This window comes from Streptosporangium sp. NBC_01810, from assembly GCF_035917355.1.
Classification (GTDB): Bacteria; Actinomycetota; Actinomycetes; order Streptosporangiales; family Streptosporangiaceae; genus Streptosporangium.
The window spans coordinates 4,540,555-4,555,416 of the sequence record NZ_CP109070.1; the positions used below are offsets into that span (position 1 = coordinate 4,540,555).

14 protein-coding genes are annotated in these 14,862 nt (G+C 66.3%); 10 read left to right on the top strand and 4 right to left on the bottom strand.

Annotation, left to right across the window (positions count from 1 at the left end; all coding sequences use genetic code 11):
• Nucleotides 1-55 precede the first annotated feature (55 nt).
• The gene (locus OIE13_RS19650) at nucleotides 56-253 is read left to right on the top strand and encodes an IS3 family transposase (protein ID WP_442815983.1); all 198 of its coding nucleotides are present in this window, start codon (nucleotides 56-58) and stop codon (nucleotides 251-253) included.
• Between the two features lie 202 nt (nucleotides 254-455).
• Here the strand turns inward: OIE13_RS19650 and OIE13_RS19655 are convergent, their stop codons facing one another.
• Nucleotides 456-1,622, bottom strand: a complete 1,167-nt coding sequence (locus OIE13_RS19655; RefSeq protein WP_326637729.1) for an HNH endonuclease — start codon at nucleotides 1,620-1,622, stop codon at nucleotides 456-458.
• 189 nt (nucleotides 1,623-1,811) lie between these two features.
• Between OIE13_RS19655 and OIE13_RS19660 the strand changes: the two genes are divergently transcribed.
• The 5 genes from OIE13_RS19660 to OIE13_RS19680 are packed head-to-tail and all read left to right on the top strand — an operon-like array spanning nucleotide 1,812 to nucleotide 7,637.
• Nucleotides 1,812-2,561 (top strand): class I SAM-dependent DNA methyltransferase, encoded by a 750-nt coding sequence (locus tag OIE13_RS19660; protein WP_326637727.1) that lies wholly within the window; start codon nucleotides 1,812-1,814, stop codon nucleotides 2,559-2,561.
• A complete protein-coding gene (locus OIE13_RS19665; RefSeq protein WP_326828515.1) occupies nucleotides 2,558-5,185 on the top strand; it encodes an SUMF1/EgtB/PvdO family nonheme iron enzyme in 2,628 nt (875 codons plus the stop codon). Before OIE13_RS19660 ends, OIE13_RS19665 begins: the two co-directional genes overlap by 4 nt.
• Complete coding sequence (locus OIE13_RS19670) at nucleotides 5,185-5,448, top strand: hypothetical protein (RefSeq protein WP_326637723.1); 264 nt, start codon at nucleotides 5,185-5,187, stop codon at nucleotides 5,446-5,448. The genes OIE13_RS19665 and OIE13_RS19670 overlap by 1 nt, the downstream gene beginning before the upstream one ends.
• Nucleotides 5,445-6,662, top strand: a complete 1,218-nt coding sequence (locus OIE13_RS19675) for a hypothetical protein (RefSeq protein WP_326828516.1) — start codon at nucleotides 5,445-5,447, stop codon at nucleotides 6,660-6,662. The genes OIE13_RS19670 and OIE13_RS19675 overlap by 4 nt, the downstream gene beginning before the upstream one ends.
• Before the next feature lie 57 nt (nucleotides 6,663-6,719).
• The gene (locus OIE13_RS19680) at nucleotides 6,720-7,637 is read left to right on the top strand and encodes a phosphotransferase enzyme family protein (RefSeq protein WP_326637719.1); all 918 of its coding nucleotides are present in this window, start codon (nucleotides 6,720-6,722) and stop codon (nucleotides 7,635-7,637) included.
• Here OIE13_RS19680 and OIE13_RS19685 read toward each other — a convergent pair.
• Entirely contained in the window at nucleotides 7,631-9,010 is a 1,380-nt protein-coding gene (locus tag OIE13_RS19685) for a hypothetical protein (RefSeq protein WP_326637718.1), read from the bottom strand. The genes OIE13_RS19680 and OIE13_RS19685 overlap by 7 nt on opposite strands.
• 207 nt (nucleotides 9,011-9,217) lie before the next feature.
• Here OIE13_RS19685 and OIE13_RS19690 point away from each other — a divergent pair, with 207 nt between their 5' ends.
• Nucleotides 9,218-9,706 (top strand): ATP-binding protein, encoded by a 489-nt coding sequence (locus OIE13_RS19690; RefSeq protein WP_326637717.1) that lies wholly within the window; start codon nucleotides 9,218-9,220, stop codon nucleotides 9,704-9,706.
• A 548-nt stretch (nucleotides 9,707-10,254) separates the two neighbouring features.
• On the opposite strand, the gene OIE13_RS19695 is transcribed toward OIE13_RS19690, so the two are convergent.
• Nucleotides 10,255-10,734 (bottom strand): pyridoxamine 5'-phosphate oxidase family protein, encoded by a 480-nt coding sequence (locus tag OIE13_RS19695; RefSeq protein ID WP_326637715.1) that lies wholly within the window; start codon nucleotides 10,732-10,734, stop codon nucleotides 10,255-10,257.
• Nucleotides 10,735-10,736: 2 nt separating this feature from the next.
• Entirely contained in the window at nucleotides 10,737-11,741 is a 1,005-nt protein-coding gene (locus OIE13_RS19700) for a hypothetical protein (protein ID WP_326828517.1), read from the bottom strand.
• A gap of 588 nt (nucleotides 11,742-12,329) precedes the next feature.
• Here OIE13_RS19700 and OIE13_RS19705 point away from each other — a divergent pair.
• Genes OIE13_RS19705 through OIE13_RS19715 form a run of 3 tightly spaced genes read left to right on the top strand, consistent with a single transcriptional unit; the run spans nucleotide 12,330 to nucleotide 14,838 of the window.
• Complete coding sequence (locus OIE13_RS19705) at nucleotides 12,330-12,665, top strand: hypothetical protein (protein WP_326637711.1); 336 nt, start codon at nucleotides 12,330-12,332, stop codon at nucleotides 12,663-12,665.
• The gene (tgmB, locus tag OIE13_RS19710) at nucleotides 12,665-13,633 is read left to right on the top strand and encodes an ATP-grasp ribosomal peptide maturase (protein WP_326637709.1); all 969 of its coding nucleotides are present in this window, start codon (nucleotides 12,665-12,667) and stop codon (nucleotides 13,631-13,633) included. The genes OIE13_RS19705 and tgmB overlap by 1 nt, the downstream gene beginning before the upstream one ends.
• A complete protein-coding gene (locus OIE13_RS19715; protein ID WP_326637707.1) occupies nucleotides 13,630-14,838 on the top strand; it encodes a methyltransferase domain-containing protein in 1,209 nt (402 codons plus the stop codon). Before tgmB ends, OIE13_RS19715 begins: the two co-directional genes overlap by 4 nt.
• Nucleotides 14,839-14,862 lie beyond the last annotated feature (24 nt).

Below are 14,862 nucleotides of genomic sequence, written 5' to 3' on the forward strand. Positions count from 1 at the left end.
AACCGGCCAACACCAGAACGCGAGATCATTAGCCGGATAATGCTACGACAATGCCATGATGGAATCGTTCTGGGGAACGATGCAGCTCGAACTGCTCGACGTTAATAAATGGTCAACAAGAGCCGAGTTGGCCAGAGCGATGTTTGAATGGATCGAGTGCTGGTATAACCCGTATAGGCGTCATTCCAGCATCGACATGAACAGTCCAATCGCGTTCGAAGAGCTCTACAAGCCCTCAGACGCAACCTCGTGATCCCACACCATCGGTGGCTGTCGTACGGGGGGAACCTCATCGAAGCCAGAAACGTCCAGGATCTACTGACCCAGATAAACGACGTCGAACTCCAGCACTCACGGCCAGGTATTAACGGCTGACCTGCGCCGAATGAGGTCCACATCCTAGATCGGTCACTTCACCCGAGGCCGGCCTACAGATTCTCAGGCTCGCTGCCGGTTCAGCTCTGCTCGGTGATGACCTTCCGGTGGTAGGCCAGGTGCTCCGGGTTGATGTCATGGTTCGGGGCGAGTCGCAGGGGGCCAAGTGAGACGCCCGAGGCCATGTTCATCACCGCGAGGTCGGCCTGGATGGCGATCGCGCCCCGGTCAAACAGAACATGGTGGTTGGGGCAGAGGCAGAGCAGGTTGCCGGGCTCGTCGGGACCGTTGTGCGGTTTTCCGAGCGGGCGAATGTGTGCTCCCTCGGCGTAGAAGCCCTGCTGGAGAGTAAGACGGTCGCCGCAGATCTGGCAGTGGTGGCCGTGCGCGCGCTTGATCTGCTCGGCGAGCAGGGAGTCGCGGATGACGCGCTCCATAATGGACTCGCTACGGCCAGGCGTGGAGGACCCACTGCGAATGACAGCTGGATTCAACCCGATCCTGGCGAGAAGTGCGTTGTGGTCAGCGCCGTGGAAGTACGCGCTGAGCAGCCTCACGACGATCTGGGCACGGACGCCCTCCTGGTCGGTGACGATCTCATGCGCCCATGGCCGCAGGCCGCTGTTCGGTCGCTGCTCCTTCATCCATCGCTGCGCGGGCGAGCCGCTGGCGCGTGGCACGTCGGTGTGGCCGGGCAGGTCCCACAGGCCATGGTGATAGAGCCACAGCATGGGGAACTCCGGGCTGGGCCGGTCCTCCTCAAGGCCGAACTCCTCGATGAGCTGCCCGAGTTCGCGGTGGGTGCTCTCCCACGGTGTGAGGCGTGGCTCGCCCTGGGCCGCGCGGCCGATCGCCCACAACAGTGTTAACGGCTGGTGCCGTTTCTGCGCGCCGGTCGTGGGAGACACGGCGGGCTTGAGCGAGTCGACCTTCTGCAGGAGGTCTTCGACGGAGGGCACTTCGGCAGCCTGCCCCGGTTTCGTCACCTCGAAGCCCAGGTCGCCGAGCACCCGGGCAACGGTGGCGTTCCCGCCGGAGAACTCGCCAGGGTGCAGGGGGCTGCCGCTGACTCCTCGGTAGGCGACTCCGGCGATCGCCTTGGAGTCGTACCGCTTGTCGTCGTAGACGAGAAAGTAGCCGATGGCCCTGCGGTAGCCGTACTCCTCAAGAAAGGCGTCACGGCCCAACCGGTCGAACTCGGCGATGGCATCGAGCACCATCTCACGTCGAAGATCGGAAAGCGCCACCACACGAGCCTATACGCGGGTGTCGCTTGAATTCCTGTCGATTTCCGGCGGAATCGGACTTCATGGCAAGCGGTGAGATCTCTGGGGCACCGACCGAAACCCCTACCTGAGCGCCCCTTCCTTGACTGGTGTTGTCGCTCGTCGGATGCTGAGGCTTGCCCTGATGCCGTGGCTTGGAGGGAATGTCTCGTGCGGAGCGATGTCACGCGGGCTCACTACGACCGCCTGGCGGACAGGTACGACGAGAACTGGGCCTACAGTCCGGAGTTCATCCGCTGGATGACCGGCGACATCCTCGACCGCCTGCGCCTCGGCCCCGGTGATCTGGCGATGGATCTCGGGTGCGGGACCGGCCTCTACTCCCGCGGTCTGGCCGGGCACGCGAGCACGTTGGTCTGCGCCGACCCCTCCCTCGCGATGCTGGAGCGACTCCCCGCCGACGAGCGGCTGATCCCGCTGCACGCGGGAGCCGAAGACCTCGCCGGAGGGCGGATCGCGCCGCCGCACGATGGCTACGACGCCATCCTGCTCAAGGAGGTGCTCCACCACCTCGCCGATCCTCCAGAGATCCTGACCGGTCTGGCTCGCCTGCTGCGGCCCGGTGGGCGGATGCTCGTGGTCATGCTGCCGACGAGCATCGACTACCCGCTGTTCGGCGCGGCGCTGAGGCTCTTCGAGGAGAGACAGCCCGATCCCGCCGGCATCGCCACCGCAATGGGCCGCAGTGGCCTGGCCACCGAGCTGAGCTACGACGAGTTCCCGCTCGCGTTCACCGTCGAGCACTACACCCAGATGGTCCGCAACCGGTACATGTCGCTGCTGTCCAGCTTTGATGACGCCGAGCTGGAAGCGGGAATCTCCGAGATCCGCCGCGAGCACCCCGGCCCCGAGGTACGGTTCCCGGACCGGTTCGCCTTCGTACTCGGGGTGAAAGCGTGAGCATCGAGCTCGACACTCGTCTGTTCCAGCTCAGGAACGAGCTGGACGACCACTCCCGGGTCGCCCGCCATCTCGGCCTGGACTTCGAGCGGCCGATCAAGTCGCTCGGCGACGGCTATCCGGAGAATGCGATCGCCCTGGTCGGAAAGATCACCGAGCGGATCCTCAAACAGCTCTGGCGGCACCACAACGTACCCGGCGACCCCGGAGGGAAGACCCTGAGCGAGCTGATCAAGGGCGCGCAGCCTCACATCCGCAGCAGCGGCGTCCTCGACTCCCTGCGCGACATCCAGCGGCTGCGCAACCGGTCCGCCCACGATGGCTACGAGATCGCCGAGGAGGACGGGCTCACCGCGGTGCGCCGTCTGCTGGACGTGCTGGCCTGGTTCAGCAGCACCGGCAGCGGCATCCTGAGCGGGGACGTGCCCAAGCTCGCTCCCGAGGTAGCGGCCAAGGCCGAGTTTCTGGCGGGGCTGTATCTGACGCTCGGTTTCCAGCCGGTCAAGCGTTTCGAGCTGTCCCGCAACACCGTCTACCAGCTCTTCTTCCGCGAGCGGGGCCTGCGCAGCGAGTACGTCGAACTGCTGCTGAGCAGGAACGTCGACGATGTGGCCCAGGTCCTGGCGGCCACCGACGGCGAGCTGTTGCAGACCCGGCTGCCGAAGCTCACCCGGTTCCTGATCCTGGAGGAGAACGGGATCGCTCAGGCGCCGAGCCCGCTGGGCGGCGACTACCGGGTTCTCACCTACGACCGGTTCATGGACGCGTTCGTCGATCTGGACCGGCATCTGGCCGATGTCGTCGGCACCTACCCTCAACTGCTGGACGCCGGGCGGCTGACGGTCGCCGGTGATCTGCTCACCACCGACGAGCGTACGGGCGAGCAGCGGGTCTCCCAGGTCGGCGCTGCCGATCAGCTGCTGGACGAGGTGGCGGCCTCGGGCGGGAACCTGCTCATCGTCGGCCGGTCGGGCAGCGGCAAGACGACGCTGCTCAAGCAGTTGGTCGCCCGGTCGGCCACGGCGAGCCTGCGCCGGTACCGCTTCTACTTCGACATGAGCCTCAAACGGCCGGGCGAGGAGTTTCGCGCGTTCGTCACGCGCGTGCTGACCCCGTACATGGCCGTGGAGAGCACCTACGTCTTTGAGGTGTTCCACTACTTCGCCCGCTCCGGTTCGGTGCTGTGCGCGCTGGATGGCATCGACGAGGCGGTGCCGTCGGCGACCCAGGCCGGTTTCCTGGAGCTGTTCACCGAGATCGCCCAGGTCCTGTCGGCCGAATCGGCGGTCGTCACCACCTCCCGCGTCTCCTTCCTGGAGGACTCCCCGCAGGTGCGGCGGCTGCTGGACGGCACCGCTCTGGTGTCGGAGAAGCTGGTCCAGCAGCTCCACGCCCAAGGGGTGAACCCGCTGCTCGTGCCGCGTTTCTCGGCGCTGCGCCTGCATGATGTCACCGCCTCCGCCTCGCCCCTGGAACTGCGCCTGGCCGACGACCTGGATCTCGACGGGGCCCAAGGTCTTCCTCACCTGGCCGAGCTGACCTGGCAGCACATCACCCGGGTCACGGACCCGGCGGACCTGCCGTCGATCACGGCGTATTTCGGGTCGGCCTTCCTGCAGGGCCGTACGTTCTTCACCTTCGTCGACCTGGTCAACGACCTGGGCATTGTGCTGTTCGACGGTGGCCGACTCACCTACGATGCCTTCCGGCTTCGGGCGTTGTTCCGGCTCGCGGGGCCGTCCGCGGTGGCTTTCGTCCACGGCGCCTACCAGGAGCTGCTGGCCGCCGAGTTTCTCCGCGAGCCCGCCAACCGGGAAGTCATCCTTGACGCGAGTCCGCGCCTGACCGAGCAGGTTCGCGAGTTCCTCCACCGGCGTTCCGCCCTCGCCTCCACCGACGACCTCGTTCTCCCCGCAGGCAGCTACCTGGTCGGGCCGAGCCACCACCTGATGCTGCGGCGCATCGAGCGGCCGGTCCGCTTCGATCGATTTCCCGTCACCGTCGGCCGCTACAACCGCTTTCTGGAAGCGGTTCGCTTGCATGGCTCCCAGCAGTGGGATCACCCTGACAAGCCGCCGGAGTTCTCCCACGAACCGTGGCAGGAGCGGCTCAAGGTCCAGGCTTACTTCACCGACCCGGTGTACGAGAACCACCCGGCGGTCTGCGTCAACTACTGGAGCGCCTACGCCTTCGCCCGCTTCGAGGGCAAACGCCTGCCCACCTCCCTGGAGTGGGAGGCCGCCGCGCGGGGAGCCGACGGCCGCCTGTTCCCCTGGGGCGACGACATCGACCTGAACGTGGTCAACAGCGCGGACTCCTGGAGCGGCCGTCCGCTGATCACCTACGAGGCGTGGCGGGAGGAGCTCGATCGCGGTCGGCTGAGCCAGGCCATGCCCGGCCCGGTCGACGCGCACCCCGGCAACGTCTCCCCCTTCGGGATCCGGGAGATGGCCGGGAACGTCTGGGAGATCACCGGCACCGTACTGGAGAACCTGAACGAGGTGGTCATCTGCGGCGGCTCCTATGACAATCCCTACCGTGCGCTGCAGACCTCCTTCAAGGGGTTGTCCCGGCGGCGGGGATGCAGCAACGCCGTCGGTTTCCGATGCGTCGAGGAGCTGTGATGAGCAGCGACCAGCGGTTCGGTTACATCGTCGACCGCATGCCGCATGGCAGTGGGGACGGCGGGCGTCAGGGCACCTACATCGTCCGCGACGCCGACACCGAGGCCCACCACTCCTTCATGTACGCCGACATCGTGACCGAGGGATTCCGTACCATCAGGACCGGCGAACGGGTGCGGTTCCTGGTGGACCCGGAGGACTCCGAACGCGCGCGCTACGTCATCCGACTGGACCTGCCGGACGTCGAGGACTACTACCGGTGACCCGTCTGGCGCGGCAGGTCGTTGTCGTCGTCTACGAGGCCCGTTTCCCCGCCGCGCCCACCTGGGAGCCGGGGCCGCTGGTCCTGCGGCACGGCCAGGTCCACTCCACTACCGAGGCGCGTGGCGAGTACTACAGTGCGAAGACCGCCCGCGTGCTGTACGGCGACGCGACGCATCCGAGACGCTGGCATGCCCCCTCTCATCGCATCGTCGGCGACGCCGAGATCACCGGTGTCGAAGCACTCCGGGTGACCGGCGAGCCGGAGGCCCGTGGGCTGGTGGCGATCCATCTGCGGCCCCGACGAGAAACGCCCATCGCGTTGCTGCGTACGCTGGCCGGCCGTAGGGATGCCCCGCCCGCTGATTTCGACCCGCAGGAACTCGTCGGCGACCAGGCCGTCATCGAACCGGGCAGCCGTCCCTTCACCGTCTCCTTCGTCACCCCGGCCAGGCAGGGCCTGCCACGCCTGTACCGGCAGCCTCGCTACTGGCGATGGGCGCCTGCCCTCCAGTGGCTGTGGGCTCTGGCCTCCCGGACCAGCCTGGCCGACTATCCCCCCGATCCCAAGAACCTCGAACCGGCGAACAACGAGATCATCCGGCTCTCCAGCGACTGGCACGCCGTCGTCCTACGCGACGGGATGGGCGTCATCGGTCTGCGCACCGATCAGGGACGGGACGACCCGTTCTTCGGCTACGCGGAGCTGTACCTGCGCTCGATCTATCTGGACGCGGTCCTGCTCGGCATGCTGCAGAAGCAGGAGCTCACCCGTCTGGAGGAGCGCATGGCCGGCGCGCTGGACTCCTCGCTGGCCGCGACGATGGCCAAGCTCGAACGCGAGGTCAGCTCCTTCCGGCATCGGCTGTGGGCACAGCACCTGACCCCGCACGGAATCCCGAACCGCCTCCTGAGCGCCTACCAGCGCCAGCACGCACTCCGCGAACGCTTCGAGCAACTTCTCACCGAGATCGGCGACTTCAACCGGCTCACCCGCGACGACGAGAACCGGCACGTCAACAGTGCCGTGGTCGTGTTCACCCTAATCACCGTCCCAGCCGGAATCGCCCTCGCCCTCCTTCAGGTCCTGGAAACCGATGAGCCCTGGCTGCTCACCACCGTGGCCGTCACCTGCGTCGCCCTCACCGCACTCTTGCTACGCACCCGCTCCGCCCGAACGGCCCTCCGCGCGTTGCGCCGCCGCTTCACCCCCTGAAGAACACCTCTGCGTTAGGACACCTCGGTTCCCAAGGCAGGGGATAGCGTTCGGTGCATGAGCGAGAGTCGAACGGCTGTATCGCCCACTTCTCCCTTCACCGTTGAGAGCACCCAGGCCACCCTTCTGCGGGCCTGCGCCCAAGTCGGGCTTGATCCGTCGAACGCCCGGTTGATCCGGCTCGGGGAGAACGCGGTCTACCGCCTGGCCTCACCCGTCGTCGCGCGCATCGGCCGGACGACGGCGTACGCGGATGACGCCCGAAAGGAGGTCGCGGTAGCCGGTTGGCTGGCCACCGAAGGTTTCCCCTCCGTCCGTGTGCTCCCCCTCGATCAGCCTCTCATCGTGGACGGGCGCGTTGTCACGTTCTGGGAGTCGATCTCCGAGGCCGAGGACTACGCCTCGCCCGCCGAGTTGGGCACTCTGCTCACCAGACTCCACACGATGGAGGCACCGGCCAGACTACGGCTCCCCCCACTGGAGCCCTTCGCGCGGGCGGAACATCGGATCGCGGGCAACGACTGGTTCAGCCCCGAGGACGCCTTGTTCCTGCGCGAGCGACTGGCCCAACTCCGCGAGGAGTACGCGGCGCTGAGTTTCGAGCTTCCCCAGGGTGTGATCCATGGGGACGCGAGCGTGGGCAACGTCATCCGCGACTGTACGGGCCGCCCGGTGCTGCTCGATCTGGACGGCTTCGCACTGGGGCCTCGCGAGTGGGACCTGGTCCTCACCGCGATCTACTACGAACGCTTCGGCTGGCACACCGCCCAGGAGTACGACACCTACACCAACGCCTACGGCTTCGATGTGATGCGCTGGCCCGGCTATCGGGTCCTGGGCGACGTCCGGGAATACCTCATGGTCACCTGGCTCGGCCAGAAGGCGGGCCAGGACGAGCGCGCCGCCGCCGAGGTGCGCAAGCGGATCCGGGCGCTGAGGACCGGCGCCGGACGAGATGATTGGGAGCCCTACTGAGCCGTCATCACCTGCTGCCACAGGGAGAAATCTGCGGCCTGATCATAGAAGTCGCCGAGTTCCGCGGAGGTGACCGTTGGCATGAGCCGCACCGAGAACTCACGAAGGTAGCTCGCACAGCGAGCCGAGCGTAACTGCTCACCGGCTCTTAGCGCGTCCAGGGCGACCAGGCACGCCTGTTCTACTTCTCCCGCGCCGAGGTGTGCGTCCGCGAGAACCATCGTGGCGAAGAAGTCGCTGCGCAGATACTCGCCGTCCTTGCCGGTCCTGACGCACGGGGTCACGTACTGGCTGGCCGCCACCGGGCGTCCCAGGTCGCGAAAGCAGTGTCCGAACTCGGCGGCGAGTTCGGCCTCGTCGAAGTAGCCGATCCAGTCCGGGTCGTCGTCGGGGTTTCGCCGCTCGAACTCCCGTGCGGCCTGAGTCAGAGCACGATCACAGGCAGGGGCATCGCCCAGGCGTGCCAGCGCTCGGGCCTCCATCGTGTGGAAGTGCGCTGTCAGCGTCGGGGAGGCCGCCCCTGCTGTTCCTTGGCGTGCTGCTCGGGCCAGGTTGACGGCTTCGCGGTATCGGCCGACGAAGGTGGCCTGGTGGCTCATGGCATCGAGAACACCGGCGGCCAGCAGCCGGTCGTCTGCTGCCTGGGCCAGGCCGAGGGCTTGGATGAAGTAGCGCTGAGCCAGGGCATGCAGGCCACTGTCGTATGACATCCAGGCGGCCAGAAGAGTGGCTTCAGCCACCACGGAGACGAGACGAGGGCTCGTCTTCTCCGAAGTCCGACCACGCAGAAGGCGGGTGGCGTCCGTATTCAGATAGTGAATGAAAGAACGTCTCGCATGCTCCCCGCCGAACCGGTTGTCCATCTGCGCGAACAGATCAACCGTGGCGCGGAATCGCGCGATGTCGGCTTCGCCTATCCGAGATTCTCTTTCATCGACGAACAACGGCATCGCGAGGAGCCAGGTCAGAGAAGCGTCGTTCCATGCTCGTGCGTTGATTTGTCCGTTGAGTGCGACCGATGCCTCGTCGAGGTCGGCCTGCCACAGTTGCGTGACTGTCTCCATCCCTTCGGCTAGCGCTTCGGGATAGGCCAGCCCCAGGTCCACCGGCAGCTTGGCCGAGGATGCCAGACCGGCGTCGGAGAGGGTGATCGTACGTCCCAGGGCTCGGCCCAACGTCGCGGTGATCAGCCCTGCGGTGTCGCCGCGAGGCCGCATGCCGTTCAGCCATCGACTCACCGACGTGTGATCACAGTTGATGGGAGTTCCGGCGTTCTCCGAGGCGCCCCGGACCGCGCGAGCAAACGATTTACGAGAAAACCCGGCTTCTTTGATAAGTCGGGCCAATCGGTCATTGGGTGCCTGCTCCGCCATTACCCCTCCTCCTGAGTGCACATTTGCGCCCCCTTGCGCGCGCTGCGGCAGGCCCTCAGAAAAGTGCACTCTTGTGCCGTCCAGTCAAGCGGGAATTACCGGCCCGGTCTACGGCAATGCGAAAAGAAGGGGTGGCATGAACCAGTGAATTCTTCGAATTTTCGGCCGTCCATGGATGGATCTCTGAACAAAGATCCTCTTACCTCGATGAGACGCCCCCGCCCCTTCGACGAACACGACAAACCGTTGGGACGCTTCCGGGTGACCGCCTGGTGCCTGCCTCGCTGTAATGCCGCCCGGCGGGCCCGGGAGCTGTTCCGTGACCAGCTGGCCAAGCTGCCCATGGCCGCCGACGTGCTCGACGAGCTGGAGATCGTGGTCTCCGAGCTGGTCACCAACGCCACCCGCTACGCCCCAGGACCCTACGAACTGCGCCTGCTGCACGACCACGGCCTGCCCGTCCGCGCCGAGGTCGTCGACGCCGGAGCCGGAACCACCCTCATCGACCACCTGTTGAACCGCCCCCCGCACATCCCCGAACGCATCGACGACCTCGAACTCGGCGGCCGGGGCCTGCGCATCGTCACCGAACTCACCCACGGACGCTGCGGCACCCAATGGACCCGGCTGTGCGGCACCGGCCAACTCGGCACCGGCGTCTGGTTCGACCTCCCCACCCAGCCCCAGCAGCCCTAACCCCCCCAGACCTCCGGGCAGACGGGATCCCCCCGATCCCCGCTCACCCCGGAGCCGGTCCACGCCGACTCCCCCGTGCCAGGCGTGGACCGTACAAAAGGCCGGCGTCCACGGACCTGATCCCACCCTCGTCCGGGACGCCGGCCTCCCCCACCCCAGCCACCACGGAAAGTGACGGTTTCCATGGCCACACCGGCAAGTCCCAAAGGCCGCCGCCGTCGCGGAGCAGATCTCGTACCTACCGGACCCCAGGCGGCAAGCACGGACAACGCAACCGATCTGGCTCGCGACCTGGAAGCCCGCCACCCCGGCTGGGTCATCCTCTGGCGCCGCTGGGCCCGCCGCTACTGGGCCTTCCCCACCTGGCTCCCCAACGCCCCCGGCCCCATCGAAGCCAGAAACGTCCAGGATCTACTGACCCAGATGAACGACCTCGGACTCCAGCACTCACCACCAGGTACTAACGGCTGACCTGCCCTCCGAGGCCCGATGCCAAAGAATCACACCACCACGCGGGACGCCTTTTCAGGTATGCGATGACTCCTCCGTCAAATACCGGTGGCGGCCACTGTCTGGCGAGGCTCCCAGGGGAAGTTCTCCTCGTCGAACAGCACCCACTCGGTGACCGCGACCTCGTACAACCGTGTCGGAGTCTGCCCGGCCGCGAGTTTCGTCAGATCCAGGGCATCAGCCGCAGCGGGCCAGCGGGCGACGAACCGCGCGACCTGCTGGTCAATGCCCGTTACAGGAAGCTCCTGTGCCCTCCCGATGAAAGACACGCCGCGTGCCGTCTGGCCGAGCCCGTCCAGCGGAATCGCGACGATCGCTCCGGCGACCCGCGGATCACATCCGATGTTGACACTGTGGGCACGATCGTGGCGGGAGATCCATCGCAGTAGGTCAGGAGCGAAGTGGGGGTCGTACCAGACGCTGCACGCCAGTGGCGCCCCATCTGCACCGAGGGTGGCTATCTGCATGAGCTTCCCCGCCGTGACGTACTTCTCCAGCAGGGTGCGGGCTTCGGTCATGGTCAGGTCCTCGGTACGGGGGAAAGTGCGGAGATAGAGGCGTCGGGAGCTGACAGGCCGGCGAGTACTTCCCGCCATTCAGGCACGATCTGGCCTGCCGGGTCGAGCAGGGTTCCGAATTCGTGGGCACGGGTCACCACGCTGACGCTGTGAAAGGTGTGCGGGTCGGTGATGGCTCCGACAGCGATCCGGTATGCCTCTTCGATCTCTCCTGCCTGGGCGAGCGCGGAGGCATGTTCGAAACGCACCAGTGCGGGTTCGGTGGTGTCGGTCAGATCGTAGGTCGCCAGTGCCCTGGCCGCCGCTGCGGCGGCCCCCTCGGTGTCTCGCAGGTCCACCCGGCCACGCGCTTCGTAGAAGGCGTGCTTCTCCGGCAGGAAAGAGAAGATTCCCGGCTGGACCGTGTCCGGGGAGGATCGCTCCAGGAAAAGCCGGGATGCCTCGATCGCGCGCTCGAACGCGGGCTGATCCCCGAGAGCCGCGTACGCCTTGGCCGCGAACCCCCACAGCCAGGCGATCGCCGGACTGGGTGACGGTCCCTGCTCCAGGCGGGGAAGGATGTGGGCGAGCACCTCTCGTGGCTCGCCCGCGTACGTGGGCAGATAAGCCGCGCCGGCCAGAACGATGTCTCCGAGGTAACCGTCCTCCGCCTCGCGGGCTGCTCGTGCCGCGGCGAGATACCAGCGCCGGGCGAGGGGGAACTGGTTGGAGTTGAACAGGATCTCACCAACCACGGTGGCGAGTTGGGCGCCGACCCTTGCCAGGCGCCGCTGGACATCGACCGGCTGTCTCTGTCCGAGCAGGCCCCGTACACCTGACAGGTGAAGCAACGCCTCCTGCAGCAGGCTCGTCGGGGGAACCTTTACGACCCGCTGCCCGAGTCGTTCGCTCTCCTGCTCCAGCAGTAGCAGGCGGCCTTCACCGACATTGCCCGAGTCAAGGACTTGTTCGAGGAGATCAGGGCCGTTCCATACGTTCTCGACGAGCCCTGCGGCCATCGTCGCCATGCCGAATCTAAACACTTCTCGCCGGTTCGTGTCCGTCTCCCCTTCTTTGCAAGAGTTGGTATTCACATCCGTAAAAGCTACAACTGGATCGTAGGGTGCTAAGAGCGCATCTACTTCATATCCGGGAAACATTCGCTCCAGCACACGGCAGTGATCGGAACGAGGCCGTGTTTTGACTCCGCATGACAGCCATCTGGTGAACTGCTCTCTGCTGGGGGCGGTTCCGACCAGAGCCTTGCTGAGCTGCCGAGCGACCCTGTCATACTCTGCGGCGAACGCTGCGCGTGACGTCAGGCGCCGTTTTACCAGGAGAACTTTGAGAAGGCTCTGCCGATTTGGCATGGATTGCACCTGTTCTTCATCGAAAGATATGGGATGACTACATTCTTCCCTAAAGCAATGAGCCAGAAGGCTTGCTCTTTTTATACCTCTCACTCGCGCTGTTCCATTGCTCATGGCGTACTAACGACGCACCCGTGACGCGTTGCGACGCATCCGCGCCCTTGCCGCAGGCACCGCTGATTCCTAATGTCAGATCCAGGTTTCCTCAGACCACTGCACCATTTCCCGAAGATGGAAAGGAAAGCGATGACCGTACTCGATCCCACGACATCGGTGGAGCAGCCTGGAACGACCATCGCGAGCGTCCGCGAGATGTTCCCGATGGTCCCGGCGCAGGGGCAGGTCCTCCCGAGCGGCGAGCAACCTTCCATAACCGGGTCTCGGCCGTGGATCCTGAGGCTCGCCCGTGTTCCCGACCGCACACAGGCCACGCATATCTCCGAGACGTTCTACGACGACGAGCGGCAGATCTCCCTCCAACTCGGTGGCGGCCTGCTGCCCTACATGGCCACGAACAAGCCGACCGTCGTCGACGGGGACCCGAACAACCCACCGAGCCTGGACGAAGGCCCGAAGGACTGATGCCGAACCCCATCCTGGTGCTGGCCGACCGGGGAGACTGGCCGACCGACCGTGTGGTGCAGACCCTCACCGAGCGGGGGGCAGAGGTATTCCGGATGGACACCGCGGAGTTTCCCCAGGACATGGCGTTGGACGCGCGGATCGGTGCTGCCCACTCCTGGGCGGGCTCGCTGGTCACCGCTCACCGTGGCGCCGACCTCGGCCGTGTGCGGGCGGTTTATTACCGCACCCCCACGGCGTTCCGGTTCGAGGCCGGGATGAGCGGGCCTGAGCGACGGTTCGCCGCCGCTCAGGCCCGGTCGGGTTTCGGCGGGGTTCTCACCGCGCTGGAATGCCGATGGGTTTCCCATCCGGTCGCGATGTCCCGGGCGGAGTACAAACCCGTGCAGCTTGACATGGCCCGCCGAGCCGGCCTCCGCATCCCCGAAACACTCATCACCAACCGGCCTGACGCAGTACGTTCCTTCGCCGAGCACGTCGGCGGCCCGATCGTGACCAAGCCGGTCGCCTCACCAATGCTGATCGAAGGCGACTGTCTCAAGACCGTCTACACCCGTCGCCTGACCCCCCTGATGCTGGAGGACCTGACGGGCATCGAGACCACCGCCCACCTGTTCCAGGCGTGGGTGCCCAAGTCCCACGAGGTACGGCTGACCGTCGTCGGGGAACGCCTGCTCGCCGCCGAGATCCACGCGGGCAGCACCACCGCCCATGAGGACTGGCGGGCCGACTACGGGTCGCTTCGGTACGAGGTCACCGAGGTCCCGGCCGAGGTCCGCACCGGTGTCCTCGCACTGATGAACCTGCTGGGGTTACGCTTCGGAGCACTGGACTTCATCGTGGATCCGTACGGGCAGTACTGGTTCCTGGAGGTGAACCCGTGCGGCCAGTGGGATTGGATCCAGCACGCCACCGGCCTGCCGATCTCCGAAGCCATCGCCGACGAGCTCCAGGGAGTCACCCCATGAACACCCACCAGTCGCCCTCCCCCGAGATACGGCGCAGACTCGACGCGATGGCCGCAGGTCTGGAGCAAGCCGGGGCGTTGATCTCCCCGCGCTGGATGGACGCGTTCACCCACGTTCCCCGGCACGTGTTCGTGCCGCGCCTGTTCACCCAAGGGACCGACGCACGCGGGATCACGGTGTGGTGCCCGCTGGACCACGGCGACCGCGAGGCATGGCTGGACGCCGCCTACAGCGACACCACCCTGGTCACCGCCCTGGACGAGGACACCGTCGCGCCAACGGACGGCGGCGGGATGACCGGGATCGCCACCTCTTCCAGCACCGCGCCGTCACTGATGGCGCGCATGCTCGAAGACCTCCGGGTGGAGGACGGACAGCGGGTCCTGGAGGTGGGCACCGGCACCGGTTACAACGCCGCGCTGCTCAGCCACGTACTGGGCGACCGGCGGGTGCACTCCGTTGACATCCACCCCGCCCTGGTCGAGGCCGCCCGGGAACGACTGGCGTCGATCGGCTTCAAGCCCGCTCTCATCTCCGGCGACGGACGCCACGGCTTCCCCGAGCACGCTCCGTACGACCGGATCATCGCGACCTGTTCGGTGACGGCCATCCCCCGGGCCTGGCTGGAACAGACCCGCCCAGGCGGGGTGATCCTCACCGACGTCACGTCCGGCATCGAGGGTGGTCTAGCTCGTCTGACCGTCGGCGAGGGCCTGCGTGCCGAAGGCCGCTTCACCTCAACCACCGGCCGCTTCATGGCCTCCCGCCATAGCGAACGCACCTACGAGCAGCCGCGACGGCCCACGTACGCACCTGTCTCGGGGACCAGGGACAGCACGGTAAGCGCGACCGACATCCAGGCCAACTACGCCTTCCGTCTACTCCTGGGAGGACTGCTTCCCGGCCTCGAACTGGTCTACCACCACGACGACGCCACCGGCGCACTCGCCGTACAACTTCAGCGACCCGACGGGGCGGTTTGGGCCCGCATCCCGCTGCCCGGACACCCCGGAGAGGGCACCGTCACCTGGGGCGGCACCCAGAACATCTGGCATCGAGTGGAAGGTGCCTGGTGGTGGTGGGCCGACCGGGGCAAGCCGGACCACACCCGGTTCGGAATCACCGCCGACATTCGCACCACCGGCATGTGGTGGCAGCTCCGCGACGAAGACGAACGCATTCCGATCGGCAACCTGGCTCTCTAGACCGGTCACTTCGACAGAGAGCGG

Coding starts and splice junctions, on each gene's coding strand:
- OIE13_RS19650 (WP_442815983.1), top strand. CDS start 56: ATGATGGAATCGTTCTGGGGAACGATGCAGCTCGAACTGCTCGACGTT.
- OIE13_RS19670 (WP_326637723.1), top strand. CDS start 5,185: ATGAGCAGCGACCAGCGGTTCGGTTACATCGTCGACCGCATGCCGCAT.
- OIE13_RS19680 (WP_326637719.1), top strand. CDS start 6,720: ATGAGCGAGAGTCGAACGGCTGTATCGCCCACTTCTCCCTTCACCGTT.
- OIE13_RS19685 (WP_326637718.1), bottom strand. CDS start 9,010: ATGGCGGAGCAGGCACCCAATGACCGATTGGCCCGACTTATCAAAGAA.
- OIE13_RS19690 (WP_326637717.1), top strand. CDS start 9,218: ATGAGACGCCCCCGCCCCTTCGACGAACACGACAAACCGTTGGGACGC.
- OIE13_RS19695 (WP_326637715.1), bottom strand. CDS start 10,734: ATGACCGAAGCCCGCACCCTGCTGGAGAAGTACGTCACGGCGGGGAAG.
- OIE13_RS19700 (WP_326828517.1), bottom strand. CDS start 11,741: ATGGCGACGATGGCCGCAGGGCTCGTCGAGAACGTATGGAACGGCCCT.
- OIE13_RS19705 (WP_326637711.1), top strand. CDS start 12,330: ATGACCGTACTCGATCCCACGACATCGGTGGAGCAGCCTGGAACGACC.
- tgmB (WP_326637709.1), top strand. CDS start 12,665: ATGCCGAACCCCATCCTGGTGCTGGCCGACCGGGGAGACTGGCCGACC.
- OIE13_RS19715 (WP_326637707.1), top strand. CDS start 13,630: ATGAACACCCACCAGTCGCCCTCCCCCGAGATACGGCGCAGACTCGAC.